This is a genomic window from Serratia sp. Ag1, from assembly GCF_000743355.1.
Taxonomy (GTDB): Bacteria; Pseudomonadota; Gammaproteobacteria; order Enterobacterales; family Enterobacteriaceae; genus Chania.
The window spans coordinates 217,056-236,280 of sequence record NZ_JQEI01000008.1 but is presented as its reverse complement, the minus strand read 5'-3'; the positions used below and the strand labels follow the sequence as shown (position 1 = coordinate 236,280).

Annotated in this window: 20 protein-coding genes; 10 read left to right on the top strand and 10 right to left on the bottom strand. The window is 50.7% G+C overall.

The window, feature by feature from the left end; translation table 11 throughout:
- Nucleotides 1-15 precede the first annotated feature (15 nt).
- The 7 genes from acpP to yceD all read right to left on the bottom strand — a co-directional run bounded on the left by acpP (nucleotide 16) and on the right by yceD (nucleotide 4,813).
- Nucleotides 16-252 (bottom strand): acyl carrier protein, encoded by a 237-nt coding sequence (gene acpP / locus IV04_RS05065; protein WP_004719003.1) that lies wholly within the window; start codon nucleotides 250-252, stop codon nucleotides 16-18.
- Nucleotides 253-406: 154 nt separating this feature from the next.
- Nucleotides 407-1,141 carry a 3-oxoacyl-ACP reductase FabG gene (fabG, locus tag IV04_RS05060; protein ID WP_037396099.1) on the bottom strand — a complete coding sequence of 245 codons (735 nt, stop codon included), beginning with the start codon at nucleotides 1,139-1,141 and terminating at the stop codon, nucleotides 407-409.
- Between the two features lie 11 nt (nucleotides 1,142-1,152).
- Nucleotides 1,153-2,082 (bottom strand): ACP S-malonyltransferase, encoded by a 930-nt coding sequence (gene fabD, locus IV04_RS05055; RefSeq protein WP_037396097.1) that lies wholly within the window; start codon nucleotides 2,080-2,082, stop codon nucleotides 1,153-1,155.
- An 18-nt stretch (nucleotides 2,083-2,100) separates the two neighbouring features.
- Nucleotides 2,101-3,054 (bottom strand): beta-ketoacyl-ACP synthase III, encoded by a 954-nt coding sequence (locus IV04_RS05050; protein ID WP_037396095.1) that lies wholly within the window; start codon nucleotides 3,052-3,054, stop codon nucleotides 2,101-2,103.
- A 6-nt stretch (nucleotides 3,055-3,060) separates the two neighbouring features.
- A complete protein-coding gene (gene plsX / locus IV04_RS05045) occupies nucleotides 3,061-4,095 on the bottom strand; it encodes a phosphate acyltransferase PlsX (RefSeq protein ID WP_072010829.1) in 1,035 nt (344 codons plus the stop codon).
- A 12-nt stretch (nucleotides 4,096-4,107) separates the two neighbouring features.
- Entirely contained in the window at nucleotides 4,108-4,275 is a 168-nt protein-coding gene (gene rpmF, locus IV04_RS05040) for a 50S ribosomal protein L32 (RefSeq protein ID WP_004943042.1), read from the bottom strand.
- 16 nt (nucleotides 4,276-4,291) lie between these two features.
- Complete coding sequence (yceD, locus tag IV04_RS05035) at nucleotides 4,292-4,813, bottom strand: 23S rRNA accumulation protein YceD (RefSeq protein WP_037396093.1); 522 nt, start codon at nucleotides 4,811-4,813, stop codon at nucleotides 4,292-4,294.
- A gap of 141 nt (nucleotides 4,814-4,954) precedes the next feature.
- Here yceD and IV04_RS05030 point away from each other — a divergent pair, with 141 nt between their 5' ends.
- Nucleotides 4,955-5,536 carry a nucleoside triphosphate pyrophosphatase gene (locus IV04_RS05030; protein WP_152562805.1) on the top strand — a complete coding sequence of 194 codons (582 nt, stop codon included), beginning with the start codon at nucleotides 4,955-4,957 and terminating at the stop codon, nucleotides 5,534-5,536.
- 3 nt (nucleotides 5,537-5,539) lie between these two features.
- Here the strand turns inward: IV04_RS05030 and rluC are convergent, their stop codons facing one another.
- Nucleotides 5,540-6,499 (bottom strand): 23S rRNA pseudouridine(955/2504/2580) synthase RluC, encoded by a 960-nt coding sequence (gene rluC / locus IV04_RS05025; RefSeq protein ID WP_037396091.1) that lies wholly within the window; start codon nucleotides 6,497-6,499, stop codon nucleotides 5,540-5,542.
- Nucleotides 6,500-7,054: 555 nt separating this feature from the next.
- Here rluC and rne point away from each other — a divergent pair.
- The 5 genes from rne to solA all read left to right on the top strand — a co-directional run bounded on the left by rne (nucleotide 7,055) and on the right by solA (nucleotide 13,662).
- On the top strand, nucleotides 7,055-10,258 hold the full coding sequence (gene rne, locus IV04_RS05020; protein WP_037396089.1) for a ribonuclease E: 3,204 nt from the start codon (nucleotides 7,055-7,057) through the stop codon (nucleotides 10,256-10,258).
- Between the two features lie 184 nt (nucleotides 10,259-10,442).
- Complete coding sequence (gene pyrC / locus IV04_RS05015; protein ID WP_037396087.1) at nucleotides 10,443-11,492, top strand: dihydroorotase; 1,050 nt, start codon at nucleotides 10,443-10,445, stop codon at nucleotides 11,490-11,492.
- 75 nt (nucleotides 11,493-11,567) lie between these two features.
- Nucleotides 11,568-11,807 (top strand): DNA damage-inducible protein I, encoded by a 240-nt coding sequence (dinI, locus tag IV04_RS05010; protein WP_037396086.1) that lies wholly within the window; start codon nucleotides 11,568-11,570, stop codon nucleotides 11,805-11,807.
- Between the two features lie 343 nt (nucleotides 11,808-12,150).
- Nucleotides 12,151-12,405, top strand: coding sequence for a biofilm formation regulator BssS (gene bssS, locus IV04_RS05005; protein WP_037396084.1), 255 nt, complete (start codon nucleotides 12,151-12,153; stop codon nucleotides 12,403-12,405).
- Nucleotides 12,406-12,549: 144 nt separating this feature from the next.
- Nucleotides 12,550-13,662, top strand: a complete 1,113-nt coding sequence (gene solA, locus IV04_RS05000) for an N-methyl-L-tryptophan oxidase (RefSeq protein WP_037396082.1) — start codon at nucleotides 12,550-12,552, stop codon at nucleotides 13,660-13,662.
- Between the two features lie 70 nt (nucleotides 13,663-13,732).
- On the opposite strand, the gene IV04_RS04995 is transcribed toward solA, so the two are convergent.
- The gene (locus IV04_RS04995; RefSeq protein WP_037396080.1) at nucleotides 13,733-14,791 is read right to left on the bottom strand and encodes an AI-2E family transporter; all 1,059 of its coding nucleotides are present in this window, start codon (nucleotides 14,789-14,791) and stop codon (nucleotides 13,733-13,735) included.
- A 490-nt stretch (nucleotides 14,792-15,281) separates the two neighbouring features.
- Here IV04_RS04995 and IV04_RS04990 point away from each other — a divergent pair, with 490 nt between their 5' ends.
- Nucleotides 15,282-15,836, top strand: coding sequence for a cytochrome b (locus IV04_RS04990; RefSeq protein WP_037396077.1), 555 nt, complete (start codon nucleotides 15,282-15,284; stop codon nucleotides 15,834-15,836).
- Nucleotides 15,837-15,860: 24 nt separating this feature from the next.
- Nucleotides 15,861-16,439: a YceI family protein gene (locus tag IV04_RS04985; protein WP_037396075.1), complete on the top strand. Its 579-nt coding sequence runs from the start codon at nucleotides 15,861-15,863 to the stop codon at nucleotides 16,437-16,439.
- A 54-nt stretch (nucleotides 16,440-16,493) separates the two neighbouring features.
- Here IV04_RS04985 and IV04_RS04980 read toward each other — a convergent pair whose 3' ends face one another.
- Nucleotides 16,494-17,546 (bottom strand): rhodanese-related sulfurtransferase, encoded by a 1,053-nt coding sequence (locus IV04_RS04980; protein ID WP_037396074.1) that lies wholly within the window; start codon nucleotides 17,544-17,546, stop codon nucleotides 16,494-16,496.
- Between the two features lie 357 nt (nucleotides 17,547-17,903).
- Here IV04_RS04980 and IV04_RS04975 point away from each other — a divergent pair, with 357 nt between their 5' ends.
- Nucleotides 17,904-18,824, top strand: coding sequence for a Kdo(2)-lipid IV(A) acyltransferase (locus IV04_RS04975; RefSeq protein WP_037396072.1), 921 nt, complete (start codon nucleotides 17,904-17,906; stop codon nucleotides 18,822-18,824).
- Between the two features lie 89 nt (nucleotides 18,825-18,913).
- The gene (locus tag IV04_RS04970; RefSeq protein WP_037396070.1) at nucleotides 18,914-19,198 is read left to right on the top strand and encodes a YciI family protein; all 285 of its coding nucleotides are present in this window, start codon (nucleotides 18,914-18,916) and stop codon (nucleotides 19,196-19,198) included.
- Nucleotides 19,199-19,225: the final 27 nt, after the last annotated feature.

Below are 19,225 nucleotides of genomic sequence, written 5' to 3'. Positions count from 1 at the left end.
CCTAGATATGTTCGCTTACTGTTGGCTAGCGTTGATGAAATCAATAGCTGCTTGAACAGTAGTGATTTTCTCAGCTTCTTCGTCTGGAATTTCAGTGTCGAATTCTTCTTCCAGAGCCATTACCAGCTCAACGGTGTCAAGAGAATCAGCGCCCAAATCTTCAACGAAAGAAGCGTTATTTAAAACTTCTTCCTGTTTAACACCCAGTTGCTCAACAATGATTTTCTTAACGCGTTCTTCGATAGTGCTCATACTCTTAAATTTCCTATCAAAACTCGCTTTCGCGATGGTTTTCGTAGTGTATAAAATGTTGAAAAAGATGCAACTAAATCCCGGCTGGTCGAACCACGATTTTACGCTATTTTGCGGTTTTTGCCGCAAATAACGCAAATGGTTTTCACATTTTTTAAATCATGTACATGCCGCCATTGACATGTAACGTTTCACCGGTGATGTAGCCAGCCTCATCAGAGGCTAAAAATGCAACAGCGCTGGCGATTTCTTTAACATCCCCAAGCCGGCTAGCCGGAACCTGGGCTAAAATGCCTGCGCGTTGATCTTCTGTCAACGCCCGTGTCATGTCCGTCTCAATAAAGCCAGGTGCCACGACGTTGACCGTAATGCCACGTGAAGCAACTTCACGTGCCAAAGACTTACTAAAACCTATCAGACCGGCTTTAGCCGCCGCGTAATTAGCCTGCCCTGCATTACCCATGGTGCCTACAACAGAACCAATGGTGATGATACGGCCAAACCGCTTTTTCATCATAGCTCGCATTACCGCTTTTGACAGACGGAATACCGAGGTCAGATTGGTGTCCAGGATATCCTGCCACTCATCATCCTTCATTCGCATCAGCAGGTTATCACGCGTAATGCCGGCATTATTCACTAAAATGTCGATTTCGCCAAATTCTTCACGAATCAATTTCAGTACGCTGTCGATAGATTGAGCATCAACAACGTCCAGCATGAACCCTTTACCGCTTTCACCCAGATACTGGCTGATCGCCTGCGCGCCGCTTTCGCTGGTGGCAGTGCCGATCACTTTAGCACCACGTGCAACGAACGATTCAGCAATAGCGCGCCCAATACCACGGCTGGCGCCAGTGACCAGAACGATTTTTCCTTCGAAGCTCATTGTCATCCTCTTTATTGTTCCAGCGCCGCAGACAGCGTAGCGGTATCATTGACCGCCGCAGCAGTCAGGGTATCAACAATCCGTTTGGTCAGGCCGGTCAGAACTTTACCTGGGCCAATTTCCAGCAATGACGCAACACCTTCTGCGGCCATGAATTCCACGCTTTCAGTCCAGCGCACCGGGCTATACAGTTGGCGTACCAGCGCGCTACGGATGGCCTCTGGTGCGGTTTCAGCACGCACATCAACGTTGTTGACAACCGGCACCACTGGCGCACTAAATGCCACGCTCTGCAACGCTACCGCCAATTTATCAGCAGCAGGCTTCATCAAGGCACAATGCGAAGGAACGCTCACAGGCAATGGTAACGCCCGCTTGGCACCCGCCGCCTTACAGGCAGCTCCTGCGCGTTCAACCGCTTCTTTGTTGCCAGCAATAACAACCTGCCCCGGCGAATTGAAATTCACAGGTGACACTACCTGCCCTTGTGCCGACTCTTCGCAGGCTTTAGCAATGGAGTCATTATCCAGACCTATGATGGCGTACATGGCGCCGGTACCTTCAGGCACGGCTTCCTGCATCAATTTACCGCGCAGTTCCACCAAGCGGATTGCTGCGGCAAACTCCAGCACACCGGCACACACCAGCGCTGAATATTCGCCCAAGCTATGGCCTGCCATCATTGCAGGAGTTTTGCCACCCTGCTGCTGCCAAACACGGAAAATCGCCACCGACGCTGCCAACAGAGCGGGTTGGGTCTGCCAGGTTTTGTTCAGTTCTTCTGCTGGCCCTTGCTGCACCAGTTGCCACAGGTCGTACCCTAAAGCCGAAGAAGCTTCGCTGAAAGTCTGTTCTACAATCGGAAACTGCGCGGCCAAATCGGCCAACATCCCAACAGTTTGTGATCCCTGACCCGGAAAAACAAAAGCAAATTGCGTCATTTTTATCTTCCTGTTAAATCAAAAACGAACCAGCGCCGAACCCCAGGTAAAGCCGCCGCCAAACGCTTCCAACAACACCAGTTGACCACGCTGGATGCGCCCATCGCGTACGGCTTCATCGAGCGCCGAGGGTACGGAAGCGGCAGAGGTGTTACCGTGACGATCAAGCGTCACCACCACTTTATCCATGCCCATACCTAATTTTTTTGCTGTTGCGCTGATAATACGCAGGTTAGCCTGATGCGGCACCAGCCAATCCAGTTCGCTGCGATCAAGCTCATTGGCTTTCAGCGTTTCATCAACGATATGTGCCAGTTCTGTCACTGCCACTTTGAATACTTCATTACCTGCCATGGTGACATAAGCCGGTTGTTGCGGATCCTGGCGATCTTTGTTCGGTAATGCCAACAGGTTGCCGTAACGACCATCAGCATGAAGATGCGTGGAAATAATCCCCTGCTCCTCAGATGCGCCTAGCACAACCGCGCCTGCGCCATCGCCAAACAGGATAATGGTGCCACGATCTTCAGGATCCAGCGTCCGGGACAGTATGTCTGCACCGACGACCAGCGCATGTTTTACCGCCCCATTCTTCACGTATTGATCGGCCACGCTCAAGGCATAAGTAAAACCGGCGCAGGCGGCGGCAATATCAAAAGCCGCACAATCCGTAACACCCAGCATCTGCTGCAACTGGCAGGCAGAACTTGGGAACGCATGGCTGGAGGTCGTGGTTGCCACGACGATCAGGCCGATATCTTCTTTAGCCACACCCGCCATTTCCATCGCGCGGCTCGCAGCGTGGAAGCTCATGGTCGCCACGGTTTCATCGGCGGCAGCAATACGACGCTCACGGATACCGGTACGCGTGACAATCCACTCGTCAGAGGTATCCACCATTTTTTCTAAATCAGCGTTGGTGCGCACTTGTACGGGTAAATAACTCCCCGTACCGAGAATCTTTGTATACATGTACGATCAATCACTCTTGGGTAATACAGCTTCAAGGCGCGCAGCAATCCTGTCAGGAACTTGCCGCTGCACCGCCTGCACAGCCTGTTCGATAGCGACCGCGAACGCGCTTTGGTTCGCAGCGCCGTGGCTTTTGATTACGGTGCCCCGCAATCCTAACAGACATGCGCCATTATACTGGTCGGGGTTCAGATGGCCGAAACGCTTTGCTACTCTTTTCTGTAACCATCGGCCCAACAACTTTAACCACCATGCCTGTTTGCCACCCTCGGAGGATGACTTCAGCAGTGATAAGAACATTCTCACCACACCTTCCATGGTTTTCAGGGTTACATTACCCACGAAACCATCGCAGACCATAACATCGGTTTTACCGGTGAGTAGATCGTTTCCCTCCAGGTAACCAATATAGTTGATTGCCGGAGTATTTTTTAGTGTTTGCGCGGCTTCACGGATATTATCCAGGCCTTTGGTCTCTTCTTCACCAATATTGAGCAGCGCCACCCGAGGGCGTGCAATACCCAATACCTCTTCCGCCATCACGGCTCCCATGACCGCAAATTGCACCAGCATTGTGCTGTCACATTCCACGTTGGCGCCCAGATCCAGCACCACGGTTTTACTGCGGTTCTGATTCGGCAACACCGTCATCAGCGCCGGGCGCTCAATGCCATCCAGCGGCTTTATCAACAGTTTCGCCAACCCCATCAAGGCCCCCGTATTGCCTGCACTGACGCAGGCCTGTGCCTCACCGCTTTTAATCAGTTCCAGCGCAATGCGCATAGAAGTTCCACGGCTGGCGCGGATCGCTTGTGAAGGTTTGGCATCATTGGCAATAACCGACTCTGCGGGCACAACTTGCAAGCGTTCCAAAAGAAGTGGATCGGCTTTGGCAAGTAAAGGAGAGATGATGTCGGGATCGCCGACCAGCAGGAGATGAAGCTGTAAATTAGAGGCCAGTGCCTGCAGCGAAGCAGGCACTGTGATGCAGGGACCGAAGTCCCCGCCCATAGCATCTAACGCTAGGGTTAGACGATTCAAGGTATTGCTAACTTAGCCAATAACCTTGCGACCGCGGTAGAAACCGTCGGCAGTGATGTGGTGACGACGATGAGTTTCACCAGAAGTCGCATCTACAGACAAAGTGGTGGTGGTCAGCGCATCATGTGAACGACGCATGCCACGTTTGGAACGGGTTGGTTTATTCTGTTGTACGGCCATGGACCTTACTCCTCAATTACTTACGCTTTAAACTGGCTAATACGGCAAATGGGTTTGGTTTCTCCGCCTCTGCAGGCAGTTTGCCAAAAACCATGTCCGCTTCGGACACTTCACAGTGTTCAGATTCATGTACCGGAACAACAGGCAGTGAGAGAATAATTTCATCTTCAATCATTGCCAGCAGATCGACTTCGCCAAACTCATCAACTTCGATCGGCTCGTACGCCTCCGGTAATGCCTCAGCCTGCTCATCATTGACGACCGGGCTAAAACAATATGTTGTATGGACATGATGCTCGAACGGGACTCCACAGCGTTGGCACATTAGCGTTACCGCCACATCTGCCTGCCCTGTTATCACCGCGAGGCGTTGATTGTCGATATCAAACGACAACGAAACCTCAACATCACTGTCCACACTGACCACAGATTCGGCAACACGTGTTACCTGCTCAGGCGCATAGACACCAACATAGTCCAAGCGTTTCTGAGCGGTACGAACCGCATCAATGGTCAAGGGTAATTTTACCTTTTGCATAGGGCGCGCATATTAACTTTGTAACGACATAGAGTCAAAGAAAAAGGCCGTAAAACGGCACCTTTCACCAATATTCGCTTCCACAGCGGCCGACAGTTTAAAATGGCTGCCTTATTAACGCTACGGTTTATGAAAAAAATTATGCAAAGAATATTACTTGCCTCAACATCGACCTACCGCAAAGTGCTGCTGGAAAAGTTACGGCTGCCTTTTATTTGCGCTGCGCCTCAGGTGGATGAAACACCATTATCCGGTGAAGGTGCTGAAGCTTTAGTATTACGGCTGGCTACGGCCAAAGCCCAAGCGCTTTCTATTGCTTATCCCGATCACCTGATTATCGGCTCCGACCAGGTTTGCGTCATCAACGGGACTATCACCGGTAAACCGCATACTGCGGAAAACGCCCGTGACCAGTTGCACCAAGCCAGCGGTCAGAAAGTGACTTTTTATACCGGGCTGGCGCTTTATAATAGCCGCAGCAACCACCTGCAGGCGTTGTGCGAGCCATTCCATGTCCATTTCCGTTCACTGACCGATGCCGAAATCGCAGCCTACGTCCAATTGGAACAACCGCTGAATTGCGCAGGCAGTTTCAAAAGCGAAGGCTTAGGCATTGCGTTGTTTGAACGACTCGAAGGGCGTGATCCGAATGCGCTGGTGGGCCTACCGCTGATCGCACTGCTGGAAATGCTGCGGGTTGAAGGCATCAACCCGCTGATATGATCCTTACTTTGCGGTTTGCTTGCGCAAAACCTGCAGGCAGTGCCGCAATTCATCATCCATCGGCGCTTCAATACGCATCGTTTCGCCGGTAGCCGGGTGTTCAAAGCGTAACGCAGCCGCGTGCAGGAATAAACGTTTCAGGCCGGTTCCTGCCAGTTGCTGGTCGAATTCCCGATCGCCGTAACGATCGTCAAAAGCGATCGGGTGCCCAGCATGCAGAGTATGTACACGGATCTGATGAGTACGCCCGGTGATCGGGCTGGCTTTTACCAACGTGGCATGCTCGAAGCGCTCTTCTACCTTAAAACGGGTTTCCGATGGTTTACCCTCACTGCTGACGCGTACAATACGTTCTCCGCTCTGCAAAATGTTTTTCAATAACGGAGCCTTAACCGCCTTGCAATGCGACTGCCAATGACCGCGCACTAAGGCCAGATAATCCTTTTGCATTCCTTTCAGGCGCAATTGCTCGTGCAGTGAACGTAGCGCAGAACGCTTCTTCGCCACCATCAGCACACCCGAGGTATCGCGATCCAAACGGTGAACCAATTCCAGAAAACGCGCCTCTGGCCGCAACGCACGCAATCCTTCAATCACACCAAAGCTCAGGCCGCTGCCGCCGTGTACCGCAGTTCCCGAGGGTTTGTTCAGCAACAGCAGATGATCGTCTTCGTAAAGAATGCAATCGGCCAACGCGGCCACTTTATCCAGCTTGGCAGAAACTGGCGCGTCTTCACGTTCGGCAACGCGCACTGGCGGCACACGCACCACATCACCAGCCGCCAGTTTATATTCCGCTTTGATGCGGCCTTTATTCACCCGCACCTCGCCCTTACGCACGATGCGATAAATCATACTTTTCGGCACGCCTTTCAGGCGAGCCAATAAAAAGTTGTCAATTCTTTGACCCGCTTCATCATCAGAAATCGTGATCAATTGTACTGCAGGAATGTTCGTTTTCATGACGCGGGATTCTAAATAGAGCGCGTAAATAGCGCCACCTCTTTTTATGTGCTTAACTGTCATTCTAGCTGCAGGGTAAATCACAGCGAACAATAAGGCAGCAAGCTGGTTTGAACGTTTGCGATTTCTTCTGCAGTTGAGGAAAAGTCACCTTGCTATAACGGTGTCAGCAATGGAATAATGATACAACTTTCCGTGCTGAACCCAGTTAAAACAGGGATATGTATGGAATTATACAGTTTGTCTGGTTGCACAAAAACGCAGCAATGGCGTAAGACGTAATGTGAAATCAAACAATTAGCGGGCTGCGGGTTGCAGCTTGGCCGGCAAGTGGAATCAGATCTGTCGACGTAAATCAGAGGCTATTCCTTGAGTCAAAAAGCGCTGTTTTCACAAAGAAACACAGGCTTACCGAGATAATGCGCCCCTATGCAGGCGACAGCCGTGAGGTTGACGACTTTGCGAGAAGACACGGGGTTTTCGGTTTTTAACCCGGCCATGAGGTTATTTTGCCCGCAGCTTTGTCGATAATGTAAAAATAACGAGTAAGTTAAGATGAAAAGAATGTTGATTAACGCAACTCAGCAAGAAGAGTTGCGTGTGGCCCTTGTAGATGGACAACGGCTGTATGACTTGGATATTGAAAGCCCAGGTCATGAGCAGAAGAAAGCGAATATTTACAAAGGTAAAATCACTCGAATCGAACCCAGTCTTGAAGCAGCGTTTGTGGACTACGGCGCAGAACGACATGGTTTCCTCCCTCTGAAAGAAATCGCTCGCGAGTATTTCCCCAGCAATTACTCTTCCCATGGCCGCCCGAACATCAAAGATGTCCTACGCGAAGGCCAAGAAGTCATCGTACAGGTCGATAAAGAAGAACGCGGTAACAAAGGCGCAGCCTTAACCACGTTTATCAGCCTGGCCGGTAGTTATTTGGTACTGATGCCAAACAACCCGCGTGCCGGGGGTATCTCCCGCCGCATTGAAGGTGATGACCGTACCGAACTGAAAGAAGCCCTTTCTTCCCTGCAACTGCCTGACGGCATGGGCCTGATTGTCCGTACTGCTGGCGTGGGTAAATCTGCTGATGCACTGCAATGGGACCTCTCTTTCCGTCTGAAGCATTGGGAAGCGATTAAAAAAGCCGCTGAAGGCCGCCCTGCGCCGTTCCTGATCCACCAGGAAAGCAACGTTATCGTCCGCGCCTTCCGCGATTACCTGCGCCCAGACATCGGCGAGATCCTGATCGATAACCCAAAAGTTCTCGATCTGGCCAAAGAACATATCGCCGCCTTGGGCCGCCCGGATTTCAGTAGCAAAATCAAGCTGTACAGCGGTGAAATCCCCCTGTTCAGCCATTATCAAATCGAATCGCAGATCGAGTCTGCGTTCCAGCGCGAAGTGCGCTTGCCTTCCGGTGGTTCTATTGTTATCGACACCACCGAAGCCTTGACCGCGATTGATATCAACTCGGCACGCGCCACCCGCGGCGGTGATATCGAAGAAACCGCGTTTAATACCAACCTGGAAGCCGCCGACGAAATCGCTCGCCAGTTGCGTTTGCGCGATCTCGGCGGCCTGATCGTTATCGACTTTATCGACATGACGCCAGTGCGCCATCAGCGCGAAGTAGAAAACCGGCTGCGCGATGCGGTTCGCCAGGATCGTGCACGTATCCAGATTGGCAGAATCTCGCGTTTCGGCCTGCTGGAAATGTCACGTCAGCGCCTCAGCCCATCACTGGGGGAATCCAGCCATCACGTCTGCCCACGCTGTAGCGGCACCGGTACTATTCGTGATAACGAATCGCTGGCGCTGTCTATTCTGCGCCTGATCGAAGAAGAAGCGCTGAAAGAGAACACCAAAGAAGTACACGCGATCGTCCCCGTTCAGGTGGCTTCTTACCTGTTAAACGAAAAGCGTGAATCTGTCAGCGCCATCGAAAAACGTCAGGCTGGCGTGAAAGCGGTTATCGTGCCTAACGATCAGATGCAAACACCGCATTATTCAGTGCTGCGCGTGCGCAAAGGTGAAGAAACACCAACCCTGAGCTACTTGTTGCCGAAACTGTATGAAGAGGAAATGGCCCAGCCACAGGATGATGCGCCAATGGAGCGTAAGCGTCCTGAGCAACCCGCATTAGCCTCTTTCTCTCTGTCTTCTGTTGACGCTCCGCCACCAAGCGAAGAGCCTGCAGTGATTAAGCCAGTGGTCGCAGCCAAGCCTGCAGCGCCAGTGGTTGTCGAAGCCAAGCCAGGCCTGCTGAGCCGCATGTTCGGTGGCCTGAAGTCTCTCTTCGCCAGCGAAGAAGAAACCAAAACGGTAGCCCAGCCGGCTGAAGTTGCTCGGACAGACAGCAGTGACAACCGCCGCCAAGATCGCCGTGGTCAACGCCGCCAGGGTACTGGCCGTAAAGAACGTGGTGAGCGTGGGGATCGTAAAGAGCGTAGCGACAACCGTGAGCCGCGCGAAAACCGCGAGGGCCGTGAACCACGTGAGAACCGTGACGATCAACGCCGTAACAACCGCCGCAACGCACAGCAGGCAGCCCCAGCGACCAGTGAAATACAGACTGAAGAAGCCGCTAAAGCACAGCGTGATGAGCAACAGCAGCGCCGTGAACAGCGAGCAGAACGTCAACGCCGTCGTCAGGAAGAAAAACGCCAGGCTCCGCAAGACGTTAAAGCGCTGGAAAACGTTGATACTGAAAACGCCAGCCATGATGAAGATCAGGAAGAACGTCATCAGCAGCCTACGCAACGCCGTCAGCGTCGCCCACTGTCGCAAAAAGTTCGCGTCCTGTCTGCGGAAGAGGAACTGCATCGCGCGGCAGAAGAACTGCTGGCACCAAAAGCGCTTCCGGTAAAAGCTGAGGTGCCTCAGGTCGCGATGGTGACAGAAAGCGTCAAGTTGCTGCCTGAAGCCGTTGCTACCCAGACTGAAGACAATGTTCAGGCCGACAATCGCGCGAATGGCGAAAACGGTATGCCACGCCGTTCACGCCGTTCACCGCGGCACTTACGCGTTAGCGGCCAGCGCCGTCGTCGTTACCGTGATGAGCGTTACCCTAACCATTCGCCGATGCCGCTGGCAGGTGCTTTTGCATCACCAGAAATGGCATCAGGCAAGGTCTGGGTAAACTACCCGATCGCTCAAGTGACGCAACTGACCGAACAAGCTGAAACTGTAGAAAGTACCGTTGATACCCAGATGGCGATTCCAGCACCAATCCTGACGGACATCGTGCAAGAGCAGCAATCGGTTGAGACTCAGCCTGTTGTAGCGTTTGTGCAGCCAGAACAGGCCGCTACCAGCAGCCCTGTGGTTGAAGATGTTGTGCAGCCTGCAGCAGCCGAGGTTATTGCTGAAACTGTCGCTAGCATGGACATTGTTGTGCCTGCAGAAGTTGAAACCCCGGCGTTCACAGCCGTTCCTGAGCTGGAAATTGTTGCAGCACCGCAAGAAGTCGCAACGGTCGCAACGGAGGTTGCACTGCCGGTTGAGGAAATGGTTTCTGTGCCTGTGCAAGAACAACAACTGGCCGCTCCGGTTCAGAACGTGGCGCATATGCTCTATAAGCATATTGCCACGGCTCCGATGACCAAAGCTCCGGCCCCCACTTACGAGCCGGAAGCACCGAAGCACAGTGATTGGCAGCGCCCTTCCTTCCATTTTGAAGGTAAAGGTTCTGCTGGTGGTCATGCAGCAGCAAATAAGGCAACAGCGCCTGCTGCTAAACCGCAACCGGTTAACGATTAACTTACTCGGTTCCGCTAGAAACCCGCCTTTATGGCGGGTTTTTTTATCAGTGTTAAAAATCACGCATCATTAACAAACAGATGCATCCAAAGGGCTTTCCGCTTATGCTTACACCCCGGCGTGAATAGCCCCCAGTTATTCGCTTTTATAACGATATCTTTTCTGACCGCCGGAGCTTTGCAACATGACCGCACAACCTCAAGTCTTGAAAATCCGCCGCCCTGACGACTGGCACATCCATCTGCGTGACGATGAGATGCTGAAAACGGTTCTGCCTTATACCAGCCAGGTATTTGGTCGGGCGATTGTGATGCCAAATCTGGCTCCCCCCATTACTACCATTGCGGCGGCGATCAATTATCGCGAGCGTATTCTGGCGGCAATTCCTGCGGGACATAAATTCACCCCACTGATGACCTGCTATCTAACAGACTCACTGCCAGCCACAGAGTTGGTTAACGGTTTCGAACAAGGGGTATTTACCGCTGCCAAGCTGTATCCCGCTAATGCAACAACCAACTCTAGCCATGGCGTCAGTGATATTAAAGGGATTTATCCGCTGCTTGAACAGATGCAAAAAATAGGTATGCCACTGTTAATTCATGGTGAAGTGACTGATTCAGCTATTGATATTTTCGACCGTGAGGCGCGTTTTATCGATCAGGTGATGGAGCCAATCCGCCGCCAATTCCCTGAGCTGAAAATTGTTTTCGAACACATCACGACCCAAGAAGCGGCCCAATATGTGCAAGAGGGCAATGACTTCCTTGGTGCGACAATTACCCCACAACACCTTATGTTCAACCGCAACCATATGCTGGTTGGTGGCATCCGCCCTCACCTGTTCTGTTTGCCTATTCTGAAACGTAATATCCATCAGGAAGCTCTGCGTAAAGCCGTTGCCAGCGGTTCTGAGCGATTCTTCCTCGGGACCGATTCAGCCCCCCATGCCAAACACCGTAAAGAGTCTAGTTGCGGCTGTGCTGGCGTATTCAACGCACCAAGCGCGATGCCTGCTTATGCCAGCGTCTTCGAACAATTGGGTGCTCTGGAGCATCTCGAAGCTTTCTGTTCACTCAATGGCCCACGCTTCTACGGTTTACCCGTTAACGAGGACTTTATCGAGCTTCAACGCATAGCGGTGGTCCAACCGGAAGAAATTGCCCTGGGTAATGAATCATTAGTTCCGTTCCTGGCAGGGGAAAGCGTTAATTGGTCGGTGACGGCCTGCTGAGTTTCTTTACGTCTACTCTTGCTTTCGCCAGTAATATACTGTACAAATAAACAGTAAATAGCTTCGGGGGCAATTATGCGTATTGAAGTCACTATCGATAAAACCAAACCACTGCCGCCAGGGGCAATTGAAGCCCTGGCTGGCGAACTCAATAAACGAGTAAACCGTCAGTTCCCAGACACCACGGTGCAGGTAAGATATGCCGGAGCCAATGGGTTGTCAGTATTGGGTGGGGCTAAAACGGACAAAGAGCTGATCGAGGAAATCCTCCAAGAAACGTGGGAAAGCGCCGACGACTGGTTCAGTGCAGAATAACATTGCAATGCTGTTTTTGCCGGGGGTCGCTCTCCGGCTTTTTTATTGCTGTCATGTTTATCCCTGTAGGTATTAACATTGCTGCTCATTTGTCCGTTGAGTTAAAGACCTAACTCACCAAACCCATCATTCCTGTTGCAAAATGGAACTGATGCAGTATGTTCTGTTGCTTTCTCATTTGATTTCCTGATATTGATTCAAATAAATAATTATTTTTAATTAATTACAGTAAAAAACCCACAGCGAAGCCGGGGTGCGTATACTGTAATTGTTCCTCAAGGCGATAAGCCGCACTGATCCTCGTTAGTAACTCCTGCTAGTCACTACTTGATAAGGGGTCTTTATGGACAGAAATGATGAAGTTATTCAGACACATCCGCTTGTTGGCTGGGATATCAGTACCGTCGATGTTTATAATGCCATGATGATTCGTCTTCATTACCTGTCTTCTCTAGACCAAACAGCTGAAGAAGCTCAAGTTGATCGAACGCTTTGGCTAACCACAGATGTCGCCCGCCAATTGATTTATATCTTAGAGGCTGGCATAGCAAAAATAGAATCAACGGATTACCACGATCTTGACCGAAGAAAACACTGATTCATGTTTCAACACCCTCTAAGGTGCCAGCAGCAATCTGGCACCTTTTCTTTTTGAGCTTATCCACGGCACAGCAAGTGCATTACAACCGTCAAACTCTTATCATGATGTTATAAGCCATACATAACAAAGAGGATAAGCCGCGTGGAATATGACTTGATCGTCGTTGGCTGTGGTTCGGTTGGCTCAGCTGCGGGCTATTACGCCACCAGCAGCGGCCTGAAAGTGCTCATGATTGACAGCGCGATACCGCCACACCGTAACGGCAGCCACCATGGTGCAACCCGGATCATCCGCCATGCTTGCGGTGAAGGTGTAAAATACGTGCAATTGGTTTTGCGTGCTCAGGCTCTGTGGAATGGCTTGCAGCAAAAGAGCGGTGAAAAACTGTTTCACCCTTGTGGGGTCCTCAGTATGGGCCCAGTGGGCTCCGAATTTATTACCCATGCACAGCACAGCGCAAAAAGTTACAACCTCAACACCCAGTTGCTAAGCACGGAGCAAATAAAACAACGCTGGGCCGAATTTAATCCTCCAGCAGGTTATATCGGCCTATTCGAGCCCGATGCCGGAATGTTGTTTTCTGAGCTGGCGATTGCCAGCTACATCAAACTGGCAAAAGAAGCCGGTTGTGCGCAATTATTCAACTGCCAGGTTAACGCAATAGAACCCATTGCTGGCGGCGTGACAGTTGTTACCGCTGAAGGGTGTTTCCAAGGGCGTAAGGCCGTGATCACTGCAGGTTCCTGGGTAAAAAATCTGTTGCCAGGGTTGCCAATCGTCCCACTGCGCAAAGTTTTCTCTCGGTATCAGGCCGATGGCCGTTACAGCGATAATAACCACTTCCCGGCATTTACTGCCGAAGCCTTGGATGGCAGCCATTATTACGGTTTTCCATCTGACAATGATGGCTTAAAAGTAGGTAGGCATGATGGTGGTCAACCGATTGAAACTGCAGAGCAGCGCAAACCTTTTGGCTCATTCGCCAGCGATGGTGCAGAAGTGTTTGGTTTTTTACGCCAGTTCCTCCCCGGGGTCGGCGTCTGCTTAAGTGGGGACGTCTGTAGCTACGACATGAGCCCGGATGAAGACTTTATTATTGATACCCTGCCAGATTGCCAGCAGTTGATGGTGATTTCAGGTTTGAGCGGGCATGGTTTTAAATTCGCCAGCGTATTGGGGGAGATCGCAGCACTGTTCGCACAAGATAAGGCCACTCCGTTAGATATCACCCCTTTCAGCCTGCAACGTTTCTGACTCCCTGTTATGAAAGCAATTTTCCGCCTGTCATGTCAGGCGGAAAGTGGCCATTGAGTGAATAAACGTGCTACTCCTGAGCATCCTCTTTAACTAACCGCCCATCCCCCAGAATCACCGCCCATTTTTGCCCGCCATCCATTGTTTCCAGCGTAATGCGAGCAATGATGGTCAAAGGTACCGATAGCAGCATCCCCACGGGCCCCATCAGCCATCCCCAGAATATTAACGAGAGGAACACCACCAACGTCGAGAGCCCCAATCCACGCCCCATAATGCGTGGTTCCAGTATGTTGCCGATGACAAGATTGATCACAATATATCCCCCGGCCACCACCATCGCATCGCCAAAACCGTTAAACAGCAACGCTTGAATCAGCGGCGGTATCGCGGCAATAACCGATCCAATATTAGGGACAAAATTAAACATGAACGCCATCATGCCCCAGATGAAAGCAAAACGAACGCCGACCCAGGTCAGGAATCCCCAGACAATAAGCCCCGTCCCCAAACTGATCACCGTTTTGATCACCAGGTAGTGTGTTACTCCTTGCAAAGCGCGTTGGATCGCAGCCATACCTTCGTTAGGTTTGTTCAGCGCCTGCCGCAGTTTGTACGGCAGTATCTGCACTTCAAACAGCATGAAGACAACCGTCATCAGCAATAGGAAAATGCTGGTCATGGCTCCAGAAAGATGGCCCAACAAACGGGTGACCAGATTCATCGTTGCACCAGGGTCGACCAACTTGACCACCGCATCAACAGAGAACGTGATGTCCATATTGAAACGCTGGGCGTAATATTGCAGTTCGGCTATTTTTTCCAGCATCGTACCGCGATACTGCGGCAGGGAGCGAGCGAACTCATTCAAAGAAGACGCTAACATGCTGACAAACATCATTAACAAGACGACAGCAGTCATTACCAGCAGCATCACGCTCAGCCCTCTGGGCACTCGACAACGCTCCAGCAATACCACTAACGGATTGAGCACGATGGCGAGGAACACCGCCAGCAGAAAAGGCACCACAATATCCGCCGCCGCTTTTATTCCGGCCAGAATAACCACCAGCATCGCCAGCATGATGATCAGGCGAAGTTTGCGGTCATTAAATTCAATACTGCCCATGAGATTTCCTTGCGTGAAACAGGCCGCGCAAACCGCGGATAGCAACTCCCCCTCAGTCTTTCAAACTGCAGGGGGTTGACCGCCCGAAGTTTGAAATCCATTGGATATATGTTAGCAAATTCTTCTAGGCTGGCGCAGGCAAATTCCTGGTCATTATCGAGTAAAATAAGATAAGCGCTGAGCCTTTATCGCCTGAAAAATAATCACCCACGGAAAAGCGTATTATTTTCCATCACGCCAATTAATATTTACGCAACATGACAAAACCTGACAATAATAATTAAAATTAAGCAAATTCAATCAGTAATAGAATTTTTAAATTTATAAAAAAATACTCACTTCAACGATTCATTTGATTGAGTTGTCGCAAACTCACACAAATTCACTGACTAATAATTTAAAGAAGTAACATAGTTAAATTTATTATTGATTTTATATTTTTTAACGTTTAATTATTGCAGCCAGAAAATGAGTCACGTAAGGAAGCATAATGCTCTGGAAAAATACTGCTGACCGCTTTGGTCACGTTTCTGTTCTGATTCACTGGTTAGTGGCACTGACAGTGTACGGGATGTTTGCGCTCGGCCTGTGGATGGTCACTCTGGGCTATTACGACGCCTGGTATCACCCAGCACCAGAGCTCCACAAAGGCATCGGTGTTCTGCTGTTTATCGTCATGCTGGTACGGGTTGTTTGGCGCTTTGTTTCCCCGCCACCCAAACCGCTGGCCAGCTATAGTCTGTTCACGCGCGCAAGCGCAGTGCTTGCCCACATCGCCTTGTATACCGTGCTGTTTGCCATCCTGATCAGCGGTTATTTGATTTCTACCGCCGATGGTCAGGCGATCAGCGTTTTCGGCTGGTTTGATGTCCCTGCCACTGTGACCCGTATTCCTCAGCAAGCGGATACCGCCGGGACGATTCACCTTTACTTGGCCTGGGTTGTTGTCGTGCTTTCCGCACTACATGCCCTGGCCGCGCTTAAACATCACTTTATCGATGGTGATGTTACTTTGAAACGGATGCTGGGTCGCAGCGCCGATTAACCTCATGGAATTATGGAGATTGCTATGTTGAAGAAGACCGTATTAGGCCTCACCGCAGGTGCCCTGTTGTTGAGCGCAGGTTCAGCGTTGGCTGCCAACTTCAAGATCGACAAACAAGGGCAGCATGCCTTTATCGAGTTTCGCATTCAGCATTTGGGCTACAGCTGGTTATATGGTTCTTTCAAGGATTTTGACGGTGCTTTCACCTTTGATGAAAAAGATCCTGCTAAAGATAAAGTTAACGTCACCATCAACACCGCCAGCGTGGACACCAACCACGCTGAACGTGACAAACACCTGCGCAGCGCTGAATTCCTGAACGTAGAGAAGCACAAACAAGCAACGTTCGAATCAACTGAAGTGAAAAAAGACGGTGAAGGCTACGCTATCGTTGGCAACCTGACGTTGAACGGCGTCACCAAACCGGTCACCCTGGCTGCGCATCTGATTGGCCAAGGTAACGATCCATGGGGTGGTTACCGCGCTGGCTTCGAAGCCAATGGCAAGATCAAGCTGAAAGACTTTGGCATCACTACCGATCTTGGCCCGGCCTCTCAAGAGGTTGAGCTGATTATCTCTGTGGAAGGTGTGCGCGAGAAGTAAGACGCAAAGGCGCTTATTTGGCGCCTTTGCAAGAGGGGCTCAGTTTACTGGGCCCTATTTTTTGGGTTCCGGTATGTGCAGCGCTGTCTGCAACAATCCTTTTGATTTATTGAATATTTTGACGCCATTTTCACGGCCAGCACGGCGCGCACGTTGCTCTTCACGCGGCAACTGCAACTCCTCGCGGCAACTCTCACTGCAACAACCTTCAAACTTCGCTGCGCAACTTGAGCATTGAATAAATAACAGATGACAACCGTCATTCAGACAATTGGTGTGAGTATCACAAGGTTCACCACACTGATGGCAATGGGCTATCACATCATCAGAAATACGCTCCCCCATACGCTCATCAAACACAAAGTTCTTGCCGATGAATTTCAGCGGCAACCCCTGCTCTTTGGCCTTACGCGCATATTCAATAATCCCGCCTTCTACGTGATAAACGTTTTTAAATCCGTTATGCAGCATATAGGCACTGGCCTTTTCACAGCGGATCCCACCAGTACAGTACATGACGATATTCTTGTCTTTCTGCTCCTGCAGCATTGCTACCGCCATTGGCAACTGCTCACGGAAAGTGTCAGAAGGCACTTCGATCGCTCCTGCAAAATGCCCAACCTCGTACTCATAATGGTTGCGCATATCCACAAACACCGTGTTCGGATCGTCGATCATCTGGTTGACACGTTCGGCCTGCAAATACGCCCCCACATTCGACGGATCGAAAGTGGCGTCGTCAATACCGTCAGCCACAATGCGCTCACGCACTTTTAGCCGCAGCACCCAGAAAGATTTACCGTCATCCTCCAGGGCAATATTAAGGCGCACTTGATCCAGCGCGGGATGGGAGGCAAATAAAGTGGCCTTGAAAGCGTCAAAATGGCTTTGTGGCACGCTGATCTGCGCATTAATGCCCTCTTTGGCCACATAAATACGGCCAAAAACTTTCAGCTTATCAAACTGAATATACAGGCTGTCGCGAAACGCCTTAGGGTCATCAAGAGTAAAATATTTATAAAAAGAAACTGTCGTGCGTGGTTCGGTTTCAGCCAACATACGCGCCTTCAGTTCCTCGTTAGAAATTCGGTTATGTAACACTGGCATGGTGTACTTTCCTGTCTTTCGAGGGGTAACTGATCGAGGGCACACGGGCCACAAACCCGCGTGCGGCGTGCATGATACCCGAAAACTTTCGGCAACACAGCATTAACCCAATGCCCCCAAGCACGCAAAACCTGACACCCTGCACCACTCTGTTATTCAACCTGATGTTTTTCTGCCCTGAATTGGCTTAAAAAATGCCGTTACAGTCTGAATTACAGCAAAAAATGGTGTTTTAATGCGGTGAGTTTTCCTGTTGCTATAGAAAAATGTCACAATGTTCAGTAATAAGCGGCAGGAAAATCCTTATCGTAATTTACCTGTCTTACTGTTAAATGACTGCTTCTAAGCTGAGAACACATGACTCAAGTTCCTTCTTTTAATCGATCGTTACTGCATCCCCGCTACTGGCCCACCTGGTTTGGTATTGGCCTACTGTACTTGCTGACCCTGCTCCCGTACCCGGTCATCTACTATTTGGGAACCCGATTGGGGCGGCTCTCCATGCATTTTCTTAAACGCCGGGTCGCTATCGCACGGCGCAACCTTGAACTGTGCTTCCCTGACATGCCAACAACCGAGCGGGATACATTACTCGTCAAAAACTTTGAGTCAGTGGGCATGGGCGTATTCGAAACAGCTATGGCCTGGTTCTGGCCAAACTGGCGTATTGAACGCTGGTTTACCGTTAGCGGTTTGCAGCATATTGAACAGGCACGCCACAACCAGCAAGGGGTATTGCTGATCGGGTTACATTTCCTGACGTTGGAGTTGGGTGCACGGATTTTCGGCATCCATAACCCAGGAATCGGAGTCTATCGCCCACACGACAATCAATTGATGGATTGGCTGCAAACCCGTGGGCGAATGCGTTCCAATAAATCAATGCTGGATCGCAAAGACGTTAAAGGGATGATCCGTGCTTTGAAGCAGGGTGAAATCATCTGGTATGCGCCCGATCACGATTACGGCCCTCGCAGTAGCGTATTTGCTCCTCTGTTTGCGGTAGAAAAAGCCGCCACCACCAGCGGCAGTTATGTTCTGGTACGGATGGGCAAACCAGCCATTATCCCTTTTACTCCACGCCGCCTGCCGGGAGGAAAGGGATATGAACTGATCATTCAACCCGCAGTGGAAGACTTCCCGTTAGATAGCGAACTTGCCGCTGCCACTTTCATGAACAAAGTGCTGGAAAAGGAGATCCTACTGGCCCCGGATCAATACATGTGGCTGCATCGCCGATTCAAAACCCGGCCAGAAGGTGAAGCTGCGCTTTATTAGCACCATCCCTTTCTATCAGCGCTATCTTGCTTGATGTACGGGCCAAACGATGTGATGTTATGGTTTTCTTATGGGGCAAAGGAGTTTTCATGTACATCGTTAACCTGACTTATCATCGTCCAATTGAAGAGGTCGATAGCCATCTTGAGGGGCATGTCGCCTGGTTAAAACAACATTATCAGGAGGGTACTTTCATCGCTTCTGGGCGTAAGAATCCGCGTACCGGCGGAGTGATCCTGGTGAAAGACATTGAACGGGCACGGTTGGATGCCATCCTGGCTCAGGATCCCTTCACTGCAGTGGCCCATTATACAATCACCGACGTCGCCCTCACCTTGGCATCCAACGGGTTTGAAACCTTAGTGGGCGTATAAATGCTAAAACTCCCGCGTCAGTCATGC